Annotated in this window: 22 protein-coding genes and 2 tRNA genes; 7 read left to right on the top strand and 17 right to left on the bottom strand. The window is 70.4% G+C overall.

Annotation, left to right across the window (positions count from 1 at the left end):
- Positions 1-616 precede the first annotated feature (616 nt).
- Positions 617-844 carry a hypothetical protein gene (locus E1182_RS04165; protein WP_132261285.1) on the top strand — a complete coding sequence of 76 codons (228 nt, stop codon included), beginning with the start codon at positions 617-619 and terminating at the stop codon, positions 842-844.
- Positions 845-850: 6 nt separating this feature from the next.
- On the opposite strand, the gene E1182_RS04160 is transcribed toward E1182_RS04165, so the two are convergent.
- The 6 genes from E1182_RS04160 to E1182_RS04135 form a co-directional block, all read right to left on the bottom strand.
- Positions 851-1,648 carry a carbon-nitrogen hydrolase family protein gene (locus E1182_RS04160; RefSeq protein WP_132261284.1) on the bottom strand — a complete coding sequence of 266 codons (798 nt, stop codon included), beginning with the start codon at positions 1,646-1,648 and terminating at the stop codon, positions 851-853.
- 164 nt (positions 1,649-1,812) lie between these two features.
- On the bottom strand, positions 1,813-3,108 hold the full coding sequence (gene clpX, locus E1182_RS04155; RefSeq protein WP_132261283.1) for an ATP-dependent Clp protease ATP-binding subunit ClpX: 1,296 nt from the start codon (positions 3,106-3,108) through the stop codon (positions 1,813-1,815).
- Positions 3,109-3,318: 210 nt separating this feature from the next.
- Positions 3,319-3,981, bottom strand: coding sequence for an ATP-dependent Clp protease proteolytic subunit (locus E1182_RS04150; protein WP_132261282.1), 663 nt, complete (start codon positions 3,979-3,981; stop codon positions 3,319-3,321).
- 14 nt (positions 3,982-3,995) lie between these two features.
- Positions 3,996-4,637, bottom strand: a complete 642-nt coding sequence (locus tag E1182_RS04145) for an ATP-dependent Clp protease proteolytic subunit (protein ID WP_132261281.1) — start codon at positions 4,635-4,637, stop codon at positions 3,996-3,998.
- A 171-nt stretch (positions 4,638-4,808) separates the two neighbouring features.
- Positions 4,809-6,155 (bottom strand): trigger factor, encoded by a 1,347-nt coding sequence (gene tig, locus E1182_RS04140; protein WP_165942504.1) that lies wholly within the window; start codon positions 6,153-6,155, stop codon positions 4,809-4,811.
- Positions 6,156-6,298: 143 nt separating this feature from the next.
- Positions 6,299-6,372: transfer RNA gene (locus tag E1182_RS04135), tRNA-Pro, on the bottom strand.
- 267 nt (positions 6,373-6,639) lie between these two features.
- On the opposite strand from E1182_RS04135, the gene E1182_RS04130 reads away from it, so the two are divergent.
- Together E1182_RS04130 and E1182_RS04125 are read left to right on the top strand one after the other, a co-directional pair.
- Positions 6,640-6,713: transfer RNA gene (locus tag E1182_RS04130), tRNA-Gly, on the top strand.
- A 143-nt stretch (positions 6,714-6,856) separates the two neighbouring features.
- On the top strand, positions 6,857-7,345 hold the full coding sequence (locus tag E1182_RS04125; protein ID WP_132261279.1) for an SRPBCC family protein: 489 nt from the start codon (positions 6,857-6,859) through the stop codon (positions 7,343-7,345).
- Between the two features lie 168 nt (positions 7,346-7,513).
- Here the strand turns inward: E1182_RS04125 and E1182_RS04120 are convergent, their stop codons facing one another.
- Positions 7,514-8,515: a hypothetical protein gene (locus tag E1182_RS04120; RefSeq protein ID WP_132261278.1), complete on the bottom strand. Its 1,002-nt coding sequence runs from the start codon at positions 8,513-8,515 to the stop codon at positions 7,514-7,516.
- Positions 8,516-9,220: 705 nt separating this feature from the next.
- Between E1182_RS04120 and E1182_RS04115 the strand changes: the two genes are divergently transcribed.
- On the top strand, positions 9,221-11,113 hold the full coding sequence (locus tag E1182_RS04115; RefSeq protein WP_132261277.1) for an RICIN domain-containing protein: 1,893 nt from the start codon (positions 9,221-9,223) through the stop codon (positions 11,111-11,113).
- 82 nt (positions 11,114-11,195) lie between these two features.
- Here the strand turns inward: E1182_RS04115 and E1182_RS04110 are convergent, their stop codons facing one another.
- The 3 genes from E1182_RS04110 to E1182_RS04100 all read right to left on the bottom strand — a co-directional run bounded on the left by E1182_RS04110 (position 11,196) and on the right by E1182_RS04100 (position 12,888).
- A complete protein-coding gene (locus E1182_RS04110; RefSeq protein ID WP_132261276.1) occupies positions 11,196-12,143 on the bottom strand; it encodes a hypothetical protein in 948 nt (315 codons plus the stop codon).
- A complete protein-coding gene (locus E1182_RS04105) occupies positions 12,140-12,472 on the bottom strand; it encodes a PadR family transcriptional regulator (protein ID WP_132261275.1) in 333 nt (110 codons plus the stop codon). The genes E1182_RS04110 and E1182_RS04105 overlap by 4 nt, the downstream gene beginning before the upstream one ends.
- A 71-nt stretch (positions 12,473-12,543) precedes the next feature.
- Positions 12,544-12,888 carry a hypothetical protein gene (locus E1182_RS04100; protein ID WP_132261274.1) on the bottom strand — a complete coding sequence of 115 codons (345 nt, stop codon included), beginning with the start codon at positions 12,886-12,888 and terminating at the stop codon, positions 12,544-12,546.
- A gap of 69 nt (positions 12,889-12,957) precedes the next feature.
- On the opposite strand from E1182_RS04100, the gene E1182_RS04095 reads away from it, so the two are divergent.
- Positions 12,958-13,221 (top strand): hypothetical protein, encoded by a 264-nt coding sequence (locus tag E1182_RS04095; RefSeq protein WP_132261273.1) that lies wholly within the window; start codon positions 12,958-12,960, stop codon positions 13,219-13,221.
- Between the two features lie 93 nt (positions 13,222-13,314).
- On the opposite strand, the gene E1182_RS04090 is transcribed toward E1182_RS04095, so the two are convergent.
- Entirely contained in the window at positions 13,315-13,845 is a 531-nt protein-coding gene (locus E1182_RS04090) for a hypothetical protein (protein WP_132261272.1), read from the bottom strand.
- A gap of 124 nt (positions 13,846-13,969) precedes the next feature.
- Here E1182_RS04090 and E1182_RS04085 point away from each other — a divergent pair, with 124 nt between their 5' ends.
- Positions 13,970-14,299, top strand: coding sequence for a hypothetical protein (locus tag E1182_RS04085; RefSeq protein WP_132261271.1), 330 nt, complete (start codon positions 13,970-13,972; stop codon positions 14,297-14,299).
- Between the two features lie 41 nt (positions 14,300-14,340).
- On the opposite strand, the gene E1182_RS04080 is transcribed toward E1182_RS04085, so the two are convergent.
- Positions 14,341-14,808: a ribose-5-phosphate isomerase gene (locus E1182_RS04080; RefSeq protein ID WP_132261270.1), complete on the bottom strand. Its 468-nt coding sequence runs from the start codon at positions 14,806-14,808 to the stop codon at positions 14,341-14,343.
- A 70-nt stretch (positions 14,809-14,878) separates the two neighbouring features.
- Entirely contained in the window at positions 14,879-16,081 is a 1,203-nt protein-coding gene (locus E1182_RS04075; RefSeq protein WP_132261269.1) for a DUF1015 family protein, read from the bottom strand.
- A gap of 581 nt (positions 16,082-16,662) precedes the next feature.
- Between E1182_RS04075 and pepN the strand changes: the two genes are divergently transcribed.
- Positions 16,663-19,209, top strand: a complete 2,547-nt coding sequence (pepN, locus tag E1182_RS04070) for an aminopeptidase N (RefSeq protein WP_132261268.1) — start codon at positions 16,663-16,665, stop codon at positions 19,207-19,209.
- 57 nt (positions 19,210-19,266) lie between these two features.
- Here the strand turns inward: pepN and E1182_RS04065 are convergent, their stop codons facing one another.
- The 4 genes from E1182_RS04065 to E1182_RS30855 all read right to left on the bottom strand — a co-directional run bounded on the left by E1182_RS04065 (position 19,267) and on the right by E1182_RS30855 (position 21,998).
- Complete coding sequence (locus E1182_RS04065) at positions 19,267-19,680, bottom strand: DUF5130 family protein (protein ID WP_132261267.1); 414 nt, start codon at positions 19,678-19,680, stop codon at positions 19,267-19,269.
- Positions 19,667-19,966: a hypothetical protein gene (locus tag E1182_RS04060; protein ID WP_132261266.1), complete on the bottom strand. Its 300-nt coding sequence runs from the start codon at positions 19,964-19,966 to the stop codon at positions 19,667-19,669. The genes E1182_RS04065 and E1182_RS04060 overlap by 14 nt, the downstream gene beginning before the upstream one ends.
- A 54-nt stretch (positions 19,967-20,020) precedes the next feature.
- Positions 20,021-21,484 (bottom strand): amidase, encoded by a 1,464-nt coding sequence (locus E1182_RS04055; RefSeq protein ID WP_132261265.1) that lies wholly within the window; start codon positions 21,482-21,484, stop codon positions 20,021-20,023.
- A gap of 337 nt (positions 21,485-21,821) precedes the next feature.
- On the bottom strand, positions 21,822-21,998 hold the full coding sequence (locus tag E1182_RS30855) for a hypothetical protein (protein WP_165942503.1): 177 nt from the start codon (positions 21,996-21,998) through the stop codon (positions 21,822-21,824).
- Between the last annotated feature and the right edge of the window lie 15 nt (positions 21,999-22,013).

Raw genomic sequence — 22,013 nt, 5'->3', positions numbered from 1 at the left:
CAACAAACAATGTTGCCAAAGGAATCCCAACCAGACAGACCAAAGCCTGACCAGTCCGGGGTATCAAAACAATTTGGCACTGGCTTTACAAGCACCCTGTTGAGTTCTCAAAGAACAACCACACACCCACCGAAAGCCCCACACCGTGGAACCCCCGCCAGGGGCAACCTCTCCACCTTACCCGACTCAACCTCACTCGTCAACCTTGTCTCAGATTGACAACGTGGTGTGAGTCGTCCCACGCTCACGCACGCCATACTTGGCGGTCGCTTCTGGCATGGAAGTTGGCAGACCGGCCGATCGCCGCTCTCGCGGCCACCCGCCCGGCACCCTGCCGGCTTTCGAACTCTACCCGGTCGGCTTCGCGATCGCAACCCCGTCTTCCGGATCGCCTCGCACCGCCCGCCCAGCCTCGTTCGGTGTCGCCATCACGAGCCTGGTGCCCACTTGCGGCCAGTTTGCCCGGCCTTTCGCGTGCAGAGAGAAAGTTACGCCGACGCCCCCGGATAAGGCAAATCAACGATCATCATTGCCTGCTCGGTCGCTGCGCAGCCGCTGGTATTCCGACAGGCGCACACCGACCCACAACGGCTTGTGACGTGCCAGAGTGGCTGCCATGGTTGACATGACCCGGTCCCCGGTCGCGCTCCTCGCCGAAGAGGCGTTGCTCGGACTGCTGCTGCCGTTCTGGCAGATGGTGATCGCCGCGGTCGTGTTCGTCGTGGTGATCCTGTCGGTCACGCGACTGGCCCGGCGCGGCCGGTCGCGCATGGGCACCGCGCTACTCGTGACCGCCGCCGCCATCGTCGGCCTGACAGTCCTCGGCGTACTGCTCCAGACCTGATCGGCGCTACAGCCGGCGGTTGGCCAAGCTCGGCAGTTCGGCGCGGATGGTGCGCAGCCGGTCAAGGTCCAGGTCGACGACGGAGAGCCCGGGGCCGTCGGGCACCTGGCCGAGCACCGTGCCCCACGGATCCACCACCATGCTGCGTCCGAAGCATGTGCGGCCCGGATCGTGGTCGCCGGTCTGCCCGGCGGCGGCCACGAAGCATTGGTTCTCGATGGCCCGAGCCCGCAGCAGCACCTCCCAGTGGTCTCGACCGGTGTGCATCATGAACGCGGCCGGCACCACGAGAAGCTGCGCCTGCCCATCGGTGGCCAGCCGTCGGTACAGCTCGGGGAAGCGCAGGTCGTAGCAGATGGACAATCCCACCCGCAGCCCCTCGACGTCGACGACCACCGGCTGGTCCCCCGGCGCCACCGACGCCGACTCAAGGTAGGAGACCCGGCCGGGGATCTCCACGTCGTACAGGTGGATCTTGCGGTAGCTGGCGGCGAGCGTGCCGGAACGGTCGAAGACCAGCGACGTGTTCCAGGTATGGCGCGGATCCGGACCGGCCTCGTGGAAGGAACCGGCGATCACCCAGATGCCGAGCCGGGCCGCGACGCCGGCGAAAAAGGTACCCACCGTGCCCTGCACCGACTCGGGCTCTGGCATACCGGCGGCGTAACCCAGGTAGTCGACGTACTCCGGCAGGATCGCGAGATCGGCGCCGGCCGCCGCAGCCCTGACCAGCAGGGCCTCGGCGGCGGCCAGGTTGGCGTCGCGGTTGTCACGGGAGTTGAGCTGGCAGACGGCGACACGCATGTGAGCCAGGGTACGGACCGCAGGCCCACCGGCGACAGGGTCGGGTGCCCGGGCGTGGGGGGTCGTCGCCGCAGCGACACTCCGGGTCGGTCAGTCCGACCCGGAACGGCGGAAGCACGGCCGCCGAGCGGCCGTGCTTCCGGATGTCTGATGCGTACGGCTGATCAGGCCGACTTCTCCTCGCGCTCACGACGGGCACGGCGGCCGGTGAACTCCCGCGGCACGATCGTCGGGTTGACGTTCTCCAGGACCACCTCGCGGGTGATCAGCACGCGGGCGGCGTCGGGGTTGCTGGGCACCTCGTACATCACGGAGAGCAGAACCTCCTCCATGATGGCGCGCAGCCCCCGAGCCCCGGTGCCACGCAGCATCGCCTGGTCGGCGATCGCCTCGAGCGCGGGCTGCTCGAACTCCAACTCCACCCCGTCGAGCTCGAACAGGCGCTGGTACTGCCGGACCAAGGCGTTGCGCGGCTCGGTGAGGATCCGCACCAGGGCGCTACGGTCCAGGCTCCGCACGTTGGTGATCACCGGAAGGCGGCCGATGAACTCGGGGATCAGCCCGAACTTGAGCATGTCCTCCGGCATGACCTGACTGAAGATGTCGTCGGTCGACCGCTCGGACACCGAGCGCAGCCGGGCGCCGAACCCGGTGCCGCCGTGGCCGGTGCGGGCCTCGATGATCTGGTCGAGGCCGGCGAAGGCACCACCGCAGATGAACAGCACGTTGGTGGTGTCGATCTGGATGAACTCCTGGTGCGGGTGCTTGCGCCCGCCCTGCGGCGGCACGTTGGCCACCGTGCCTTCGAGCATCTTCAGCAGCGCCTGCTGGACGCCCTCTCCGGAGACGTCCCGGGTGATCGACGGGTTCTCCGACTTGCGGGCGATCTTGTCGACCTCGTCGATGTAGATGATGCCGGTCTCGGCGCGTTTGATGTCGTAGTCCGCGGCCTGGATCAGCTTGAGGAGGATGTTCTCCACGTCCTCGCCGACGTATCCGGCCTCGGTCAGGGCCGTGGCGTCGGCGATGGCGAACGGGACGTTCAGCATCCGCGCGAGGGTCTGCGCCAGGTGCGTCTTGCCGCAACCGGTCGGCCCGAGCAGCAGGATGTTGGACTTGGCCAGCTCGACGCTGTCGCTGCCGGCACCCGGCGCGTTGGCGGCCTCGGCCTGGATCCGCTTGTAGTGGTTGTAGACCGCGACGGCGAGTGCCTTCTTGGCCTGCTCCTGGCCCACGACGTAGTTGTCGAGGAACTGGCAGATCTCCATCGGCTTGGGAAGCTCTTCCCACTTCACCTCGCCGGACTCGGCCAGCTCCTCCTCGATGATCTCGTTGCAGAGATCGATGCACTCGTCGCAGATGTAGACCCCGGGGCCCGCGATGAGCTTCTTGACCTGCTTCTGGGACTTGCCACAGAAGGAGCACTTCAGTAGGTCGCCGCCGTCACCGATCCGTGCCACCTACGTTCTCCCTGCACTCGTCGGCCGGAACCCGGCCCTGACCTGCGGACGCCGGGCGTCCGTCCGTCTGATTCCCTGCGACCGGGTCGGCCCGGCGCAGCGGTACGGACCCGACGTTACCCGTTGGCGGAGGATTCTCCGACCCCCGGAACGGGTGTGTCAGAGGTCGGCCGGGAACGCGGCCCCGACCGGCCTCTGACCCGGTGCTGCTCAGCCGGCGGCGTTGGCCGCCAGCAGACCCTTCTTGCGGCTGGTCAGAATGGTGTCGACCAGCCCGTACTCCTTGGCCTCCTCGGCCGTCATGATCTTGTCGCGGTCGATGTCCTTCCGGACCATCTCGATCGGGCGGTTGCAGTGCCGGGAGAGCATGTCCTCCAGCTGGGTCCGCATCCGCAGGATCTCCCGCGCCTGGATCTCGATGTCCGAGCCCTGGCCGTAGCCGCCCTCGGTGGCCGGCTGGTGGATGATGATCCGCGAGTTCGGCAGAGCCATCCGCTTGCCCGGGGTACCCGCCGAGAGCAGCACCGCAGCCGCGCTCGCCGCCTGGCCCAGGCAGACCGTGGAGATGTCCGGCCGGACGTACTGCATGGTGTCGTAGATCGCCGTCATGGCGGTGAACGAACCACCGGGCGAGTTGATGTACATGATGATGTCGCGGTCCGGGTCGGTGCCCTCGAGCGTCAACAGCTGCGCCATCACGTCGTTGGCCGACGCATCGTCCACCTGCACGCCGAGGAAGATGATCCGGTCCTCGAAGAGCTTGTTGTACGGGTTGGACTCCTTGACCCCGTACGACGTCCGCTCCACGAACGACGGAAGGACGTAGCGGTTGTGCACGGCCGCGAACTGGGGCGGCAGGCTCAGGTCGGTCATCGTCAGCTCCTCGGTCAGCTCAGGGTCCCGGCGCCTTCCGGAACCTGTGCGGCTCCGGTGATCACCTTGTCGATGAAGCCGTAGTCCATGGCCTCCTTGGCGGTGAACCAGCGGTCGCGGTCCGAATCCACCTCGATCTGGGCCTGGGTCTGGCCGGTGTGGAAGGCCACCCGCTCCTGGAACATCCGCTTGGTGTAGAGCATCTGCTCCGCCTGGATGGCGATGTCGGAAGCGGTACCGCCCATGCCGCCGGACGGCTGGTGCATCATGATCCGCGCGTGCGGCAGGGCGTACCGCTTGCCCTTGGTGCCCGCGCAGAGCAGCAGCTGGCCCATGGAGGCGGCCATGCCCATCGCCACGGTCGACACGTCGTTGTCGATGTACTGCATCGTGTCGTAGATCGCCATGCCCGAGTAGACCGAGCCACCCGGCGAGTTGATCCAGAGGAAGATGTCCCGGTCCGGGTCCTCCGCCGCGAGCAGCAGCAGCTGCGCGCAGATGCGGTTGGCCACCTGGTCGTTCACCTCGCTGCCCAGGAAGATGATGCGCTCCTTGAGCAACCGGTTGTAGACCGAGTCGTCGAGGTTGCCAATTGAGTCGCCACCGCGGGCGTCGATCGCCCGGAGCGGCTTCGCTGGGATGTGCATGTCGGTCATGGCAGCCCTTCGCTCTCCGTACCGTCGTACCCGACACTAACCGCTCACCCGGGTGACGGACTCCCGGTCGGGGCACTGTTCGCTATCAGCGCACTCGCCGGGAAGGCGTACCCGGAAAGGGTTTCGGCCGCCGTCCACCGCAATCGGCGGACGGCGGCCTACCAGGGTCGATCAGTGCTCGTGGTCGTGCGCCTGCTCGCTCTCGGCGCGCAGCGCGTCGAGGGTGACCTCGTTACCCGCCGTGTCCTTGATCTTGATCTTCTCCATCACGGCGGCGAGCGCCTTGCCGCGACGGACGTCGCCGAAGACAGCGGCGGCGGCACCCGAGCGCACCAGCTGGTCGTAGTACTGCTGCGGGGCCATGCCCGCCCGCTGCGCCCGGTGGACGATCTCGTGACCGAACTCGTCGTCGGAGACCTGGACGTCCTCGGCGTCGGCCAGCGTGTCCAGCAGCAGCTGGACCTTGACGCCCTCCGTCGCCGCCTCGGTCAACTCGGCGTCGATCTGCTCCTCGGTCTTCTCCTCGGCGGCGAGGTACTCCTCCATCGAGGCGCCGATCCGCTCCAGCTGGTCGATCATGGCAGCCTTGCGGCTCTCGACCTCCTCGCGGACGACACCCTCCGGCGCCGGCACCCCGGCCGCCTCGACCAGCTGCGCGAGGGCCTTGTCCCGGGCGGCGTAGATCTGCTCGACCCGCTTGCTCCGGGTGACCCGCTCGCGCAGGTCGGCACGAAGCTCCTCGATGGTGTCGAACTCGCTCGCCATCTGGGCGAAGTCGTCGTTGAGCTCCGGCAGCTCCTTCTCCTTGACCGTACGGGCGGTCACCGCCACCTCGGCGTCCCGGCCGGCGAAGTCGCCGCCCACCAGCTGGGTGGTGAAGGTGGTGCTGTCACCGGCGGCCAGGCCGACCAGGGCCTCGTCCAGCCCCGGCAGCAGCTGCTTGCTGCCGACCTCGTGGGAGATGTTGCTCGCCTGGCCACCCGGCACGGGCTCGCCGTCGACGGTGGCGTCCAGGTCGAGCTGGACGTAGTCGCCCTCCTGGGCGGCCCGCTCCACGGTCTTGAGGGTGGCGAACCGCTCCCGCAGGTTCTTCACCTGCTCGTCGATCTCGCTCTCGTCGACCTGCAGCTCGTCGACGGTCACCTCGACGGTGGCCGGGTCCGGCAGAGTGATCTCCGGCCGGACGTCGACCTCGGCGGTGAAGTTCAGCGAGTCACCGTCGTTAAACTCGGTGATCTCGACCTCGGGACGGCCGAGGGTCTTCAGGTCGTGCTCGCGGACCGCGGCGAGGATGTTCTGCGGGATCGCCTCCTGCACCGCCTCGTTGAGGACGGTGCCCCGGCCCACCCGCTGGTCGATGACAGCAGCCGGCACCTTGCCCCGACGGAAGCCGGGAACCTGGACCTGCTGGCCGATCTCCCGGTACGCCTTCTTGAGGCTCGGCTCGAGCTCGACGAACGGCACCTCGATGGCGAGCCGCACGCGCGTCGGGCTCAGAGTCTCGACGGTGCTCTTCACAGGCGTACTCCTTGACGGGATCTCAGTTGAGTCTGGGCGTGATTGCGCCCATCGAGTGTAGGCGAGCCGGGCAGCGGCCCCGGCAGCGCCCGGGGGGCGCGCGGAAACCGGCGCGCCCCGGGCGACCTCGACGCGGACGACAGTCGGGGTGGCGGGATTTGAACCCACGGCCCCTCGCTCCCAAAGCGAGTGCGCTACCAAGCTGCGCCACACCCCGTGGCGACAGAAGTGTATGCCTTCGACGCGCGCCAGAGGTGCCGGGGCGTCCCTACGCGCCGAACCGCCCCCACGGCGGACCCGCGGCGGACCGGGCGCGGGCCGACGCGGGCGACGCCGTTTGCGGCAAGTTGCGGTGTCCGGGCTGCGGAATACCCCTGTTTGCCGAATGTTGTGCGGGGGATCATGAAGAGCGGCGCGGGATATGCCGCTGCGCGCGGGGCGGCCGGACCAGGTAGGCTGTCGACGCGTCCCCATTGGGGCGTACGCGGGCGTAGCTCAATGGCAGAGCTTCAGTCTTCCAAACTGACGGTGCGGGTTCGATTCCCGTCGCCCGCTCCACACCTTCCGGCCCAGGTCAGCGGCATGATCGCCGAGCCTGGGCCGTTCTCGTGCTAGCTCGCTTTGATCTTGCGTGCCTTCAGGGCGTCCCTGTCCACCTCGCCATCTTTTCGCGCTCCCGGGCCGGGACCTACGGTGGCTGTATGCCGCGCATCGAGCTGCTGACCGACGTTCAGGCAGTCCCGGAAGCCGTCTTCGACGCCTGCCTCGACGTCGGCATGCACACCCGGTCCATGGGGACCAGCTCCGAACGCGCGGTCGGAGGTGTGACGACCGGCCGGTTGACGGCCGGCGATGCCGTCACGTGGGAAGCCAGGCACTTCGGCCTTCCCTGGCGGATGACCGTTCGGATCACTGACTACCGGCGGCCGCACGGCTTCACCGACGAGCAGATCAGCGGCCCTTTTGGTCGATGGCACCACGAGCACAGCTTCACGCCGGACCCGGCTGACTCCTCGGCGACGGTCATGCGCGATGTCATCGACTTCGCTGCGCCGATGGGGTTCGTCGGCGACCTCATGGCCAGCTTCATCCTGCGGCCGTATCTGCGACGTCTCATCGCACGCCGCAGCGCCTATCTCGCTGCCACGCTGGCGGGGGGTCCTCGCCCAGCCCATGAGGAGGTGGTGTGAAGACGCCCGGTGACAGTGGCGCGCAGATGCGGCACGAGACGGCGTGAATGGTCCGTACGACGTGGCGGGCCGGGCGCGGGTCGACGGCAGACAGTGAGGATGGTGCTGATTTCAGTTCGAGTTGCCCTCAATGTTTCTGATCATCTGCCGTAGCAGCGTGCGGGCAGATCATGCGGGCGCAGGCACTTCCCGTCGCTCGGCACGCCGCCTGTTGGCGGTGTGGGCGATGACCAGCAGACCGGGGACCGCGCCGAGTAGCCAGATCGCGACCAACGGCCAGTGGACCAGCTCGCCAACCGCTCCACGGATGTCGGGCGGCTTTCCGACCAGGTAGGACGCCTGATCGTCGGAGGATCGACAGTTCAGCGAGTAGACGCCGGCGTCGGGGACGTCGAAGGAGGCGACCCAGGCGTACGCGGCGGCGTCGGTGCCGTAGTCACCGGGCGCGACCGTGACCAACTTTGCCGGTCGACCCGACGCGCCGGCACCGGTGACTCGGCAGTCGGGATCGTGCGGCGCGAAACCCACCGCCAAGATCGCATACCGGCCCCCCGCCGGCAGGGTCACCACCCCGGGTTCACCTGCCGCCGCGCCGTACGGCCCCACGCCACCGTGGCTGATCACTTCGTAGCCGCTGGTGCTGTCCTCGGCGCCCAGCCGCACCGTCACCTCTGCGAGGAGGACACCCACCACAGCCATCATCACGCCGATGAGGTAGCCGTGCCGATCCGACAGCCGACGGCGGCGCCCGTTACCCAGGCCGACCAGGTAGCCGATGACCGCACCGGCGGCCACCAGCAGAGCACCGCTGGACAGGACGCCCCGCCATCCGGCCGCGCCCTGCAGCGGCACGACCCACCGGTAGACGGCCATGGAGGCCCCCAGGAACACCGCGCTGACCAGCATGGCCACACCGACGGCCGTCAGGAGGCCGGAGCTGGTACGACGCCGGCCGGTGCACCGGGTCCAGCTTGCCGCCACCCCAGCGGCGAGCACCGGCACCGCACCCAGCGTCCACCAGAGCGCCGTCGACACGTCCTGGCGTTCCTCCCACCGATGGGTGCCCTCGAAGAACAGCAGCGGAGCTGGCAGGGTCACCGCGACCCACGCCGCCAGCCCCACCGGGCCGGGACACGCCCGCCCCATCGTCCGCCAGGCCGCCGCATCCACGCATCGATCGTGCCCCGCAGCATCGATGGGCAGGAGCCGCGCGGCGGACATGAGCGGGCACAAAATGGCAACGAATCCGCCTGTCCGACTCCCGCACACCGGTGGCGGCCCGCCCGGGTCCGCTGCCGCCGGCATCGACAGCCTCTCCACGAAGGAGGCCGGAGAGCGCGGGTGCGGAGAAGGAGCCTTCGGGTCGGGTAGGTCGAGCGGTCCTGCCCGCTGCACCCCGAAAGCAGCGAGAACGGAAGTTGTTAGCGTTAACAGGAATGGGTTCGCTTGGTCCGGGACCGGTCGGCGCCGTGGTCATGATCGAGTAGCAGGAGGCCAGGCGGTTCCCGGCGGGTACAGCCTCCCGCCGGAACGACCGGACATGTCGAGCAGGTTGCCGACGTGCCCCCTCGAAGTGTTAACGCTCACAGCCCGGCCGTCAAGAGGGCTTTCCGCCCCCCGTACCGATGGGCGACCATGCCGCCCGGCCCAGCGGGCGCGGGTACCAGGCCGCCCTCTCGACCGAGACACGACACCCTCTTGACCTCGGGGCCGGTCGCCGTTAACACTGCGCAGCACCGCATCGCCCGTAGGGTGCAGCCCCCGCCGGTCGCGACGCCCGCCCTCATCACCCCCACCTCGGCGGTGCCCGGCACCCCGGCGGAGACCTCGACGCCCGCTGGCATCGCCGCGTCCGCAAGGCGATAGGAGAATCCCATGTCGCGACGACGCTGGCGAACGCTCGCCGCCGCCTGTGCCGCCCTGCTCGGCGTGGTCTACGCGCTCGTGCCGGTCAGCATCGCGAACGCGGTCGGCGAGACCTCGTTCCGCAATCCGCTGGTGGCCAACGGGGCTGACCCGTGGCTGCAGTACCACAACGGCAACTACTACCTGGCGTACACGACCTGGAACAACCAGCTGCTCATGAAGAAGTCACCCACGCTCGCCGGGCTGAGCACGGCAGCGGCGGTGAACATCTGGTCGGACACCGAGGCCGACCGCTGCTGCAGCCACTGGGCGCCCGAGTTCCACCGGCTGACCGGCCCCAACGGCACCCGCTGGTACTACATGTACACCTCGGGGCGGGACGGGACGCTCGACTTCCAGCACCTGCACGTGCTGGAGAGCGCCGGGGACGATCCGATGGGGCCGTACCTCTACCGCGGCTCCCCGATGCCGACCACGTGGAACATCGACGGCAGCTACCTGCAGCTCAACGGACAGCTCTACCTGATGTGGTCAGAGTGGGAGAGCGGCGACCAGAGCCTGTGGATCGCCCAGATGAGCAACCCGTGGACGATCACCGGATCGAAGGTGCTCATCTCCCGCCCGTCACTGAGCTGGGAGATCCAGGGCGGGCGCACCGAGGAGGGTCCGGTGGCGCTGCAGCGCAACGGCAAGACCTACATCGTGTACTCGGCCAGCTCCTGCAACACACCGGACTACAAGCTCGGGATGCTGACCCTGACCGGCAGCAATCCGCTGAGCCCGGCGTCGTGGACCAAGTCCCCCAACCCGGTCTTCCAGGCGGCCAACGGCGTGTACGGCCCCGGCCACAACGGCTTCTTCACCTCGCCCGACGGCACGGAGAACTGGATCGTCTACCACGGCAACGCCTCGTCGACCGACGGCTGCGGGTCGACCCGCTCGACCCGGGCGCAGAAGTTCACCTGGAACGCCGACGACACCCCGAACTTCGGCTCACCCGTGTCGACCAGCACCAACCTGGCCGTACCGTCCGGTGAGCAAGCGGCAACCACCACCGCGGTGCGCGGTGCCGCGTACCGGCTGGTCAACCGCAACAGCGCGCTGTGCGCCGCGGTGGCCGGCAGCTCGACGGCGGACGGCGGCAACGTCTCGCAACAGGCCTGCAGCGGCGCCGCGGCGGAGTGGGTACTCGACTCGACCGCGGACGGCTACTACCGGCTGATCAACCGGGGCAGCAACAAGGCCCTCGACGTGGCCGACTGCGGCACCGCCGACGGCACGAACGTACGGCAGTGGGCCTGGCTGAACAGCAACTGCCAGCAGTGGCAGGTGACCAGCACCTCCGACGGCTGGTTCCGGTTGCAGTCGCGCAGCTCGGACAAAATGCTCGACGTCAACGGCTGCGGTACGTCCACCGGCACCAACATCCAGCTGTGGACCTCGCTGAACAACAACTGCCAGCAGTGGCGGCTCCAACCGGTCGGTACCGTGGCGATCGCGAGCATGCAGAGCGGCAAGGTGGTCGACGTGGCCAACTGCGCCACGGCCAACGGCAGCAACGTCCAGCAGTGGGGCTACCTCGGCACGGCCTGCCAGAAGTGGACGTTCACCCACACCGACAGCGGCTACTACCGGATCGTGCCCACCCACGCCACCAGCAGCTGCCTCGTCGTCGCCGGTGCCTCCACCGCCGACGGCGCCAACGTCGAACAGAACGCCTGCGGTGGCACGAACAGCCAGTGGCGGGTGGAGCCGCTCGCTGACGGCTCGGTGCGCCTGGTGGCCCGGCACAGCGGCAGGGCCCTCGACCTGGCCGGCTGCGGCCTGCCCAACGGCACCAACGTCCAGCAGTGGAGCTGGCTGGACAACATCTGCCAGCGCTTCCACCTGATGCCCGTCTAGAACGAGGCCGACTCCGGGCACCTGTCGCCTCCGATAAAGCGGCAGGTGACCGGAGTTCACGCGTCATCGGCGGCCGGGCCTGCTAGACGCGGACCTGACGGCGCAGGCCGAGAGCTCCGGCGATCAACAGGCCAACTGCCCCGATGACCAATGTCCAGAACCACCGGCTGTCGAGCGCCTCGGGCTGGCCCCAGGCGCCCAGGGCCTTGGACCCCAGCATGGCGGTGATCAGCGGGACGAGTAGCACCCCGGCCGCGATGGTCGCCCGGGCATCGACAGCGACCCACAACAGGAAGCCAGCCATCACGACCACGGTAGGCGCCGGTTGCAGGTTGATCGTCACGTTGTAGCCCGTGGGTAGCGACAACACCGCGACCGGCACGGCGAGCAGCCAGGCCACCGGCCTCCCCGTGCCTGGTGCCGGCCAACGGATCAACGGCACGAGCAACAGTACGGCGAGCGGCAGCGGCCAGAGCGTCGGGTCAGGCATTGCGAAGTCGCGGACGAACTCGATCGGTAGATAGTGGCGCTCACCGGTGACGTTGTCCACGGTGAAGTAGGTGAGGCGCAGGACGACCAACGTCAGCGCGCACGTGCCGAGCGCCGTCAGCAGGCCCAGCACGTATCGGCCGCCGGCTACCGCGACGACCGCCGAGCCGGCGATGACGGTCACCAGTGGGTGGAGAAGCTCTGGTGGATACTCCACGGCGCGGTCGGCGACAGCGCGAGAGAGGACCCTGCCGCTCTCGATCAGGCTGCCGGCCGTGGCGTAGGCGAGCAGCAGGAGCACGGCCAACCGCAGCGCCCCGCGTGTGCCCGCACCGACCGAGCGCGCATGGTGTGTCCCGGCGCGGGCCTGCAGCCCGCGCAGGATCAGGATCACCGCCTCCCGCACCGTCGGACGCCGCTGGTCGGTGCCGGCGGCCTCCATGAGCGTGCCGATCATCTCAGCGCCGCGCTCGCGCCGGTAGTGACGGGGGTACGCGCACAGCAGCAGCCGGTACCACGCCTCAAGCGCCTCCTGGGTCATGCCGGCCTCGCCGCCTGCACGCGACGTACCGGTCGATCGTTCACCACGCGCGCGGCCCGGACCATCCGGTCGGCTTCGGCGTGAAGCGCGGCGAGACCGTCATCGGTGAGGTCGTAGTAGCGCCGGGCCCGCCCGTTGACCACCTCCTCGTCAACCACCCGGAGGAGCCCTTCGGCGCTGAGCCGATCGAGCGCGGCGTAGAGGGTGCCGGCCGCCATGCGCACCCGACCGCCCGACAGTTCCTCGGCGCGTTTGATGATCGCGTATCCATGGAGTGGGCCATCCATCAGCGCGGCGAGTGCGTAGTAGCTCTGTTCGCGTATACTCATTCGAGTAGTATATGCACTCATGCAGAGTATGCAGATGCGCGGAACGAGGTGCGCGGAGCATGTCTGTCACATCAACCCGCCGGCGTCGGGGGCAGTGGGAGATTCACCCGCCGGCCCGTCCCGAACTCCTCCGCCACGTCGTCAGTGACCATCGCGAAAGCGCCGGCCGGCACCCGGTCGAGTGACGTCACCTCGGAAGCGACCTTGAGCAGTGCCCGCTCGCTGCCGCCGGCGACGAAGAAGAGGTAGTGGTCCCCGTACTCCTCGCCGTCGTCGTACGCCTGGACGTCGCCCTGCTCGTCCAGGTCCGCCAGAAAGTCCTCGATGTCCTCGATCCAGGGGAAGGCGTACTCGTCGTCGGCGAGCCCGGGAGTTGCCAGCAGCGGTACATGGATCTCCACAATCACGGTCGGCATGGGAGTGAGTCTGCCCGACCCTGCCGACGGTTCCGTTTCCGTTCGCTCCGGCAGGGGTACGGCTGCGGCATGGACACGAACACGAAGGCGTACCTGGTCGGTGGTCCCTGCGACGGCAGCAGCCGGGAGGCGGACTCCGCTCTCCTGGAGGTCGAGCTGGACGGCATGATCCACCGCTACGTGCGCACCACCAAGCAGCACGGTGACGACGGCACGATCTACAACTACGACGGCATGGTGGCCCCGGGCGGCGGTGAGCCGGGCGTCGAGAACCCGGCAGCCCGGGTGGCGTCGCCGAAGGCGGACGCGGAGGGGCAGGGCGGCCCGGCCTGACCGGCCACCCGCGCGCCGTCGCGTCACCGACGATCATCGCGGTCGGCGGCGCGGTGGCGCGGGCTCACCCGCCGGGGAAGCGGGGCGACCAGGTCACCCGCCGGTCAGGAAGTTCCAGGCGGAGACGACCCAGCTGGTCTGTTGGAGGTAGGCGATGCCGACCCCGACCAGGTAGGCCGCCGTCACCAGGTGCGCCCCGCGCGCGCTGCGCCGGATCCGGCCGAACTGCCGCTCCAGGATCAGGTGGCCCAGCAGCCGGGCAAGCAGGAAGAGGCCGACCCCGACCAGCAGGCTCAGCACGAAGGTGAGCAGCGGTCCGGTCAGGTCTCCCCAGTTGGAGATGGCCCAGACCCCCCAGCAGACGAACGCGAAGAGAGCGCCGGTGGCGCTGAACTCGCGGCCCACCCGCCACTGGGCCAGATGCCAGCTCAACGGGCGGCGGGGAGCGTCCGGCCCGGCCCATTCGTGCTCCACCGTCGGGAACGGCTCGGTGCGGGGGGTACGCGGCTGCCCGACCGAGGCGACACCCCGGCGGAACACGTCCCGCTGCGGCGGCACCCCGACACCGGGCTGCGGCGGCACCTCGACGGTCCGCTCGGTCCACGGCTGAGTCTGGTCTGCCATCTCGTCGTCCTCCCCCTGACCGATACCGGCCTCCGACCTACGAGGGTATCCAGCGGACAAAGCAGTCGCCGCCCCCCGTGTCGAGCCAGGTGCCGTCGCCCCGACCGGGCGGTACGGTCACCAGATGGCGGAAGTGGAACGGCGACGGCGCCGGCTGCGGCACCAGCCCGACGGCCAGGCCGGGGAGGCCGGCAGCGCGACGACGGCGGCAACGGCCGACGAGCCCGACGAACCGCCGCCGCCCCGGGCCCGTCGCGGCGGGGCGGACGAGAACGAGCGCGGGCTGCGGGGCCTGGTCGGCTCCGGCTCGTCGCAGGTGGGTGTGCGTGCGGCGATGCGGGCTCGGGACGCCGCCCGGCCCAGCGAGGAGGACCTGGCCGCCGCCGAGGCCCGGCTGGTGGTCGTCCGACGCAACTGGACACCCCGCGAGGAGCTGCCGCGTTCGGGGCGGTGACCCGACCGGCCCCGGACGGGACCGGCCGGAATCGGGATGCGTCAGGGCAGGTCGGGCAGCTTGCGGGTGTGCTCGTACTCGGCCACCTGGGCGATCCGGCGGGCGTGCCGCTCGTTGCCGGAGAACGCCGTGGTGAGGAACGCCTCGACCAGGGCGGTGGCCTCGTCCAGGGTGTGCTGGCGGGCACCCACGGCCACCACGTTGGCGTCGTTGTGTGCCCGGCCGAGCTGAGCGGTCTCGACGTTCCAGGCCAGCGCCGCGCGGACGCCGGCGACCTTGTTCGCGGCGATCTGCTCACCGTTGCCGGAGCCGCCGATGACCACCCCGAGGCTGCCCGGGTCGTCGACCACCCGCTGGCCGGTGTGCAGACAGAAGGCCGGGTAGTCGTCGTCCGGGTCGAAGACGTGGGGGCCGACGTCGACCACCTCGTAGCCCTGCTTGGCCAGATGGTTGGCCAGGTGCACCTTCAACTCGAAACCGGCGTGGTCGGATCCCAGGTAGACGCGCATACGCGCAGTCTGACAGGGCCGTGTTCCGACACGTCGCGGGGGCGGCGTGCCGGACCGGATGCTGACACGCTCAGCGGGACAGCTCGGCGACGACCAGACCGCCGCGGGCCTTGGGGGTGAACCAGGTGCTCTTGCGGGGCATCTTCTCCCGGGCCAGGTTGACCGCGACGAAGTCGTCCACGGTGACCGGGGCGATGAGGATGGCCAGCTCGGCACGGCCGGCGTCGACCTCACCGGTGAGCCAGCTCGCCGGGTAGTCGCCGCCGACGTAGGTGATCCGCTTGTCGCCCGGGTCGAGGCCGAGCGCCTCCCGTAGCAGCAGCCGCTCGACCAGGGCGTGGTCGAGGTTCTCCAGCCGGGCGGCGCCCGGGTCGTGGGGCAGCCGGACCGCGTACCCCTGACCGGGAAGCCGGAGGTGGACGGTGCCGCCGGTGGCCGGCACCTGCACCGGACCGTCGATTCCGGTGATCTCCGCGCCGGCGGCACGGAGCCGGTCGAGCAGTTCGTCGGGAGTGGCGGTCAGCTCGCTGACCAGCCGGTTGTAGGGCTGGATGGCAACCGAGGCCGGGGTGGTCACCACCGCCAGGAAGCGGGGCAGGCCACCGGTCTGGGCGGCCAGGCTGCGGTGGTTGCCGTCGGCGACCACCAGTTCCCCGCCGCCGGCCAGCGCGGTCAGCTCGTCCTGCTCCGGGCCGGGGCCGAGCAGCCAGATGGCGTGGGTACGCCCGGCCTGGTCGGTGTCGGTCGCGGCTGGCGCGCCGGCCGCCTCGGTCGCCGCGGCGAGCGCGGCGTGCAGTTCCTCGCCACGCCCGGTCTGCAGCAGCAGTACGGGCGAGAGCAGGTGCCCGAGCGCCTCGGCGAGCGCCACCCGCTCCCGGACCTTGGCGATGAAGACGTCCTCGTTGCGGATGACCAGGCCGGGCTCGTCGGCGCTGGTGGAGATCTGGTCGGTGTCGACCATGGCGAACAGCCCGTACGCGGGCTCCTCCCCGGGCGCGCTGATCCGGTAGAGGACGATCACCTGCTCGGCCGGGGTGTAACTGCCGTCGGCCTTGGCCTCGGTGAGGCGGGCCACCGCGTCGGGGAGCGCGTCGAGGAAGGATTTCCCGAGGCTCTCCGGGGCCCGGTGGGGCATCTCGATGCCGAGGGCACTGTGCGGGTTCGTCTCGATGATCGCGGTGATCTCCGCGTCGTCGGCGAACTCGTCGTAGTTCTGCGCGCCGGTGCCGCCAGTGGTGATCCAGGCCCGGGCGATCGGATGCACGACCGTCATGGCACCTGACGCTACCGGCGTCGGCCGTTGGGATGGCGCGGACCCCGCGTACGGTCCACCAGATGAACGGCTCTGCGCGCGCTCGACCTGGTCCTTGCCCCGCCGGTACCGGCCGCGGCGGCTTGTGCCGGTGGAACCGGCCGCGGGGCAGACCTGCTGGGCGGACGCTACAAACGTGAGTACGCGAATGGATCGGCGTTGGCGCCCCCGGTCGGGCCGGCCGCCCAGCCGCTGGCGGGAGCACCAGCCGTCGGGGACGTCCGGGGCGGGTGGTTTGGATGCCCTCCGGCCGATCCATCTGTGCGCTCAGGTTCGTAGCAGCCGGTACACCCTGCCGCCATCCCCAGGCGGCAGGAACGCATCGCCACAGCCCATGGTGGTGTACAGCCGGGCCACCGCCTCCTGGCCGTGCTGCCCTCACCCCGGACGGCACCGGCTGGTCGGGAAATGAGAGCGTGACCTCTGCCACCGAAAAGCGTGGTGCATGGAAGACTCGGCTCGGAAACGGCCGCCACGAACGGCCGGCGGGCTGGCTCAGCCGCCAGGCGGCGAGAGTGGGATGGAGACGAAAAGTGCCGGGAGTGCGCAACCTGACCCAGGTGGAGGCCACCGAGCGGGCCCGCCTGCTCGAGGTGACCGGATACGACATCAACCTGGACCTGTCGACCGCCGTGCAGGCCGAGGGCCGCACGTTCCGGTCGGTGACCGAGGTGCGGTTCCGCTGCGCCGAACCCGGCGCCAGCACCTTCATCGAGGTCGCCGCCGACTCGGTGCGTTCGGCCACACTGAACGGCACGCCACTCGACCTGTCCGGTTGGTCGGCCGAGAAGGGGTTGGCCCTGGCCGGGCTGGCCGCCGAGAACACCCTCGTCGTGGACGCCGACTTCGCGTACTCGAACAGCGGGCAGGGCCTGCACCGGACGGTGGACCCGGTCGACGGGGAGACCTACCTGTACAGCCAGTTCGAGACGGCGGACGCGCAGCGCGTCTTCGCCTGCTTCGACCAGCCCGACCTGAAGAGCGTCTACACCTGGCACGCCACCGTCCCGGAGCACTGGCGGGTGGTGTCCAACATGCCGGTGGCGCGCGAGGAGCCCGCCGGGGAGGCCCTCAAGACCGTCCACTTCACCTCCTCCGCGCGGATGAGCACCTACATCACCGCGCTCTGCGCCGGGCCGTACCACGAGGTGCGCGACAGCCACGACGGCATCGACCTGGGGGTCTTCTGCCGGGCCTCGATGGCTCGGTACCTCGACTCCGACGACCTGTTCCTCATCACCAAGCAGGGCTTCGACTTCTTCCACCAGCAGTTCGGGGTGCGCTACCCGCTGCCCAAGTACGACCAGCTCTGGGTGCCGGACTTCAACGCCGGCGCGATGGAGAACTTCGGTTGCGTCACCCACGCCGAGTCGCACTACATCTTCCGCTCGCAGGTCACCGACTTCGAGTACGAGCAGCGGGCCAACACGATCCTGCACGAGCTGGCTCACATGTGGTTCGGTGACCTGGTCACCATGCGCTGGTGGAACGACCTGTGGCTCAACGAGTCGTTCGCCGAGTGGGCGAGCCACTGGTGCAACACCCACGCCACCCGCTTCACCGAAGCCTGGACGACCTTCCTGTCCATCCGGAAGAACTGGGGCTACCGACAGGACCAGCTCTCCTCCACCCACCCGGTCTACTGCGACATGCCGGACCTGGAGGCGGTCGAGGTCAACTTCGACGGCATCACGTACGCCAAGGGCGCCAGCGTGCTCAAGCAGCTCGTCGCGTACGTGGGCGAGGAGCCGTTCCTGGCCGGGCTGCGGGCGTACTTCGGCAAGCACGCCTGGGGCAACGCCACCTTCGACGACCTGCTCGGCGAGCTGGAGGCGGCCTCCGGCCGGGAGCTGCGCAAGTTCGCCACGCAGTGGTTGGAGACCGCGCAGGTCAACACGCTGCGTCCGGAGGTGACGATCGGCGCCGACGGGACGTACGAGCAGGTGCTGGTCCGCCAGGAGGCGCCGGCCGGGCACCCGACGTTGCGGACCCACCGGATCGGGGTGGGCCTCTACGACCTGTCCGACGGCCGGCTGGTCCGCCGGGAGCGATTTGAGGTCGACGTCACCGGCGAGCTGACCGAACTGGACGTGCTGACCGGCCGGCCCGCCGCCGACGTGCTGCTGCTCAACGACGACGACCTGACGTACGCGAAGCTGCGGCTGGACGAGCGTTCCATGGCCACGGTGGTGCAGCACATCGCCGGTTTCGAGTCGTCGCTGGCCCGGGCGCTGTGCTGGACCGCCGCCTGGGACATGGTCCGCGACGCGGAGCTGTCGGCCCGCGACTACGTGGCCCTGGTGCTGGCCGGCCTGCCCGCCGAGACCGACATCAACCTGGTCACCGCCACCCTGCGGCAGGCGAGCAGCACGCTGACCTTCTACGCCGACCCGGCGTGGGCGCCGACGGGCTGGGCGGAGCTGGCCCGCACCGCCAGGGCGGCGCTGGCCGCCGCCGAACCGGGCAGCGGCTTCCAGCTCGCCTGGGCTCGCGCGTACGCCTCGGCGGCCCGCTCCGCCGAGGACCTGGCGACGCTGCGTGGCTGGCTGGGTGGCGTCGACGTGCCGGCCGGCCTGACCGTCGACACCGAGCTGCGCTGGACGGTGTTGCAGTCGCTGGTGGCCAACGGGGCGGCGGGCACCACCGAGATCGAGGCGGAACTCGCCGGCGACCGGACCGCCAGCGGCGAGCGGGAGGCCGCGTACGCGCACGCGCTGGTGCCCACCGCGGAGAACAAGGCGCTGGTGTGGGCGCAGCTCACCGGCGCGCAGCCGCTGGCGAACTGGCGCAACCGGGCGTTGTTGCAGGGCTTCACCCACCCGGCTCAGGTCGAGCTGACCGCGCCGTACCGGGAGCGGTACTTCGTGGCCGTGGCGCAGGTCTGGGCGCAGCGGGACAGCGAGCCGGCGCAGGAGTTCGCGCAGCTGGCGTACCCGGCGTACCTGGTCGAGGAGGAGACGGTGGCGGCCACCGACGCCTGGCTGGCGCAGGAGGGTCACCCGGCGCCGTTGCGCCGGCTGGTCGCCGAGGGGCGCGACGGTGTGCTGCGTGCCCTGAAGGCCCGCGAGCGGGACGCCGGGGCCGCCTGACCGACGCGAAAGCCCGGCCCGCGTCTCGCGGGCCGGGCTTCGTCGTGTCGGGAGGGCTCAGCCCCTGCCGGCGTGGCTGGCCAACTGGTCGAGGCCCTGAATGATGCCGCCGGCCAGGTCGCCGCCGCCGAACGCCGCCACCATGGACAGGGCGGCCAGTTTGGCGTACGTGTCGGGGATGCGCTTACGGGCGTGCCGGCCGGTCACGATCTCCAGCCGGCGCTGGTTGGGCGAGACCGCGATCAGCACGGACCGGTCCGGTTCGGCGAGCTGCCGGTGCAGCCGCTCGGCGCGCTCCCGGACCGGCTCGTCGAGGCCGCCCACGTAGACCGAGAAGACCAGGCCGCTGCCCTGGTCGGCCAGGCGCAGCGCCTCGTCGATGCGCAGCAGCTGGCGGGTCGAGAACGGCCCGTCGAGCACGTCGGGCGGGGTGGCCACGCCGGCCTCGGCCCGCTTCTCACCAACGGTCACTTGCGCCTCCGGTTCCACCGGCCGGCGCCTGGACGCCGGCCTGCTCCTGCTTACGGCTGGCCAGCGCCGGTGCCGGCGCCCCGGCGGCCAGGGCGATGCCGGCGGAGTCGGCCAGCTGCTCCGGCCGGCTCAGGAACCAGACCGGGTTGAAGTCGAAGCGGCGGCCCGGCCGGTAACGCTTGGCGCCCCCGCTGTCACGGTTGCCGGCGAACACCAGCCCGACGATCACCAGCACCACCGCCACGGGGATGCCGACGAAGATCAGCGCAGTCTCAGTGACAGACAATCCCAACGCCCCCAGGCGGAAAGAGAGACCAGAGCATTCGGTTCGAAAAGACGATCATGGCGTCGTCCCCCCGACTCCGCTGCCATTCACGTTAGCGGAGGCCACGCCCCGCCAGATTGCGGGGTGCCGATCCCATCCGTCACTGAAGTGCTCCAGTTGCGCGGCGGTGGCGATCAGCCGGGCGTCTTCGCCGTACCGACCGGTCAGCAGCACCCCGACGGGCAGATCCGTCGCGGTCCGCCCGATCGGTAGTGAGACGGACGGCTGACCCGTGACGTTGAACACCGCGCAGAACGGGGAGAACCGGCGTTGCCGGTCGAAGTCGGCATCCGGGTCGCCGCCGGCGGTGAACCAACCGACGGGGGCCTGCGGCGCGGCGAGGGTCGGGCAGAGCAGCAGGTCGTAGCCGGCGGAGCGGCGGGCGGCGAGGCGGACCTGGGCCTGGAGCTCACCGAGGGTGGCCAGCAGGGTGCCCGCCCCGACGGCCGCCCCCCGGGACCGGAGCAGCCGGGTCAGCGGCAGCAGCCGAGCCTCCTGCTCGGCGGGCACCGGGGCCAGCGCCAGCACGTACCAGAGGGTCTCGAACAGCGGCCACACCGCCGGGCCGAACGGCGGCTCCACCTCGACCACCTCGTGGCCGGCGGCGGTGAGCAGCGCGGCGGCCCGGTCCACGGCGGCCAGGCAGTCCGGGTGGACCGGCTCGTCGGCGAGCATCGGCGCGGTGAACCGGCCGATCCGCAGCCGCCCGGGGGTGGCTTGGCGGGCGGCGGCGAGGTAGCCGCCGTCGGGTCGCGGCGGCGGTGGGTACGGCTCGCCGGGCATCGGCTCGGCCAGCACGTCAAGCAGGGCGGCGACGTCGGCGACGGTACGCCCGATCGGGCCGTTGGTGGGCAGGCCGAAGCCGCCGAAGCCGACCGGCCCGCCGGAGACCAGCCCGCGGCTGGGTTTGTAGCCGACCAGCCCGCAGAGGGCGGCGGGGATGCGCAGCGACCCGCCGCCGTCGGAGCCCTGCGCGACGGGGACCAGCCCGGCGGCGACCGCCGCGGCCGCGCCGCCGCTGGACCCGCCGGCCGTGTGGGCGAGATCCCACGGATTGCGGGCGGGCGGAGCGACCAGCCCTTCGGAGTGGAGCGAGCACCCGAACTCGGAGGTGGTGGTCTTACCCAGGCTGACCAGCCCGGCGGCGGCCATCAGCCGGACCACGTCGGCGTCCAGCGGCGGGACGAAGTCGGCGAAGGCTGCCGAGCCGAAGGTGGTCCGGACCCCGGCGGTGAGGGTGAGGTCCTTGATCGCGGTGGGTATGCCGTGCAGCGGCCCGCGCCGCCCGGCCGGCACGGCGTCGGCGGCGCGGGCGGCGGCGAGCGCCCGCTCGGGAGTGACGGTGACGAACGCGCCGACGGTGTCACCGAGCGCGGCGACCCGGGTCAGGTGGTGGGTGACCAGCTCGACGCTGGAGAGTTCGTCACGGGCGACGGCGGCGGCCTGGTGCAGCGCGGTCAGGTCGTGCGGCTCGGCCATGCCGCCATCCTGCCGGTTCGTCGTCGGATCGGCGGGGCGACACGGCGCGCTGCGGGCCCGGCGCCTCATACCTCGCTGACATGACCCGACCGGGATTGCCGACGGGCGGGTGCCGGCGCGGACGATGGTGTTCGATCAATGTTGATCGATGTTGCTGTCGGTCGGGGATCACCCCGCCGCCCACCGTGCAGGGAGCAAACCGTGCAACCCGTACCCGCTGCGCACCCCCACGACATCCACCCTCCACCGGACCGCCGCTGGTGGTGGAACCCTCCGCGGCCCGATCCCCTCGACACCACCCGCCGGGCGGCCGGGCACCTGCCCGGTCCCCCGGCGGTCAGCGACCCGGGCGTACGGACGAGGCCGTGCCGTCCGGGCAGCCCGTCCCGTCACGGTCGCCGCTGAGCCGCCCTCGACCGGCGTACCGCCGGTCGAGGGCGAGGAAGCGGAGGGCGTTGCCGCCGAGCAGCCGGTCGCGCTGCTCGGCGGTGAGGAACTCCGCCTCGCCGACCACCCGACTCCAGGGTCA

Origin of the sequence: Micromonospora sp. KC721 (assembly GCF_004348355.1) — a bacterium.
GTDB lineage: Bacteria > Actinomycetota > Actinomycetes > Mycobacteriales > Micromonosporaceae > Micromonospora.
The sequence above is the reverse complement of the archived record's forward strand: the minus strand, read 5'-3'. Positions and strand labels throughout refer to the sequence as shown.